Source organism: Staphylococcus sp. GDY8P47P, assembly GCF_016892225.1.
GTDB lineage: Bacteria > Bacillota > Bacilli > Staphylococcales > Staphylococcaceae > Staphylococcus > Staphylococcus borealis.
Genome location: NZ_JAFENV010000057.1, coordinates 1 through 2704, shown reverse-complemented (window position 1 = coordinate 2704; position 2704 = coordinate 1). Strand labels below are relative to the sequence as shown.

The following is a 2704-nucleotide window of genomic DNA, read 5'->3' as shown; positions in this document are numbered from 1 at the left end:
ATTTTTAGTATCTGTGAGGTAGAGAAAGTCCATATCAAAATGATCCAGGTAACCAATACTGATGAGTTGGTTATTGGCATATATTAGAAATGGATAGATATTTAGCTCATGTAGTTCATCGTTATAGTAGGTATAAGTTTCAAGTGTAAGATGCGCAAGTGGAGTATGGTCTACAAAGCGAGTAGGAAGTATATTTTCTGCTACTTCTTCTAACGCTTCACATTCCCATGTTTCATTGTTAGATAGTTGGAATAGACGAGTTATATATTGTTTGAGTTCTTGAGTGGTTGTTTTCATATCATTGCCTCCTAGATAGTGTTAGCGATGTATTTCATATACATCACTGAGATAATATATATTTGATTTATCATTTATTACGAATCCCGGTGGGAATAAGAGAAAATCCCATATGAAAAACTGCTACAAACATTGATATGACAAGAAAATCCCGTTATCCCGCTCATTTGTTGGGAAATATAGCTATATATTTATATATCATTTGGATTTGGTGGTGTTATTACGACTTACTTTTTCTTTTTATATTATTTATTTATAAATAATAACGGGATTTTGGGATTACGCTTGCGTAATCCTTCTCCTACATGAAGTTAGCCAATCCCGTTACTATCCCACTTATATTTTGTTTTGGGATGTTCTTTCGTCATATCAATATAAGCTTCACATTGAGCCATGATTTGTTAGCGTGTTGAATATATTTGTTAGATGAGTGTTATTGAATGACGAAAGGACAGTACATAGATATTATATTTGAAAGTAGAGTGTTTGAGGCAAAAACAAAGACGAAGTGCTGAGGAGCACTTCGTCTAGATTGTTATTATTAAAAAGTTGTTTAATAATTTCATTATTGAGCTTGAGAGTGACATAGAATTGTTTTTTATGATTCTCGTCTTTACGAATATCAATACGGTCAATAACCGTTAGGTACAAAGCTTTGAGCTGTGATTTATCCATGAATTCTATATTTTGAAATATTCGTTGTAATAGGGCAGCGATTTGTTTCGTATCATAAGATGGTTTCTCTTGATTTTGTTGGTGCTTGAGCTGATTCATTTGATTTGTAATGTCATTGAGTTGTGTTTCATATTGATGAATGGTTGGTTTGAGTGCAGATGTTAAGTCTGGATTGTCTTCGATGGTTTGAACTAGATTTTTAAGTTTAGTGTTAATTTCATCAAATTGTTGTTGTTTATAAGCGATATCATGATTGAGCGCAGCTACATCGACTTGATTTTCTTGATTAACACGTTCGACAACTTGTTTGATAACTTTATCACTTTTGACTATTTCGAGTATTTGATCCATAACATACTTTTCGATAACATCAGCTCTAACACTATTGGCTGAACATACCTTTGATCCTTTGTTACGAAAGTTACTACATGAATAATACCGAATGCGTTTTTTAGTACCGTCTTTGAGTGTGTTGGTTGTATTTGAAGCTGCATATGCTGCACCACATTTTTCGCAGACAATTATTCCAGTTAACAGATTTGTCCCTTTACCATGTACCTGTGGCTTTTTGCTTACTTGCTTCTTACGTGCTTGCACTTTATCCCATAAATCTTGACTAATAATAGGCGTGTGTTTACCTTCAGCGATTACTGGCTTATCGTTTAATCCTTTACGTCGTTTATCATTCCAATCTTTGTATTTTGCGAATTGAATTTTACCAATATAGAATGGGTTTGAGAGAATATAAGTAACAGCTGAAATACTAAATGGATTACCCTTCTTAGTGACATAACCTTTATGATTGAGTGCATTGGCAATTTTACGATAGCCATGACCTTTAGCGTAAGATTCAAAGATATACTTCACAATATTGGCTTCATGTTGATTAATCATTAATTCTTTTTTATTATCAGGTATGTTATTATATCCTAATGGAAGATTGCCTTGATAATAGCCCTCTAAAGCTCTTTGACGTTGTCCAGTGTAAATGTTCTCTAAAATTGTATTTCTTTCAAATTCGGAAAAACTTGCAAGTATCTGGAGCATTAACTTGCCTGTTGAATTTTTGACTTCCATGCGTTCAGACAAGCTAAAAAATTCAACATTTTGGCGATGAAGTTCTTCGACGATTGTAAGTAAATCGGAAGTATTACGTGCCAAACGATTTGTTTTATAAACCATAACACAGTCTAATTTTCCATTTTTAGCATCATTTAACATGCGCTGTAATTCAGGACGGTTCATAGATTTTCCTGATATACCCCGATCTGCATATATATCAACGAGTTCATAGCTGTTAAATTGGCAATATTGCTCTATTTGTGTAATTTGTCCCTCTATACTATAACCCTCTACTTGTCTCTCTGTGGACACGCGAATGTAGCCTCCTACAAGCTTTTTCTTCATTTTATCCATTATAATCCATCCTTTCTTTAATTATACAATTGATAATTTCATAGTCTGCTTTACAATATTCAGTGGTTCGTTTTTGAAATAGATGCCAGCGAGCCTTTTATTTTTAGAAATATTAATTTCATCAATATAGGGGTATAACATGTTTAGCGTGAAACGTTGTTGAATGATGTTTTGGAAAGCTTTTCGAATTTGATACGCACTGATTGATGATATAGGTTTTGATTGTTGATGTAATGATTGCGTTTGTTCTCTGAACGTTTCTGCATCAATTTTGCCTTGGGCTAATTTTTCTATCAGCTGCTCGTGATTGAGTGTA

2 protein-coding genes and 1 pseudogene are annotated in these 2704 nt (G+C 33.5%); all 3 read right to left on the bottom strand.

Annotation, left to right across the window (positions count from 1 at the left end):
* The coding region (locus JVV30_RS13010; protein WP_204194358.1) for an SAUGI family uracil-DNA glycosylase inhibitor at window positions 1-297 on the bottom strand (297 nt) is incomplete at its 3' end.
* A gap of 465 nt (window positions 298-762) precedes the next feature.
* Window positions 763-2388 (bottom strand): cassette chromosome recombinase CcrB, encoded by a 1626-nt coding sequence (ccrB, locus tag JVV30_RS13005; protein ID WP_204194357.1) that lies wholly within the window; start codon window positions 2386-2388, stop codon window positions 763-765.
* Between the two features lie 21 nt (window positions 2389-2409).
* A pseudogene (locus tag JVV30_RS13000) lies at window positions 2410-2704 on the bottom strand (cassette chromosome recombinase CcrA); the annotation flags it as partial.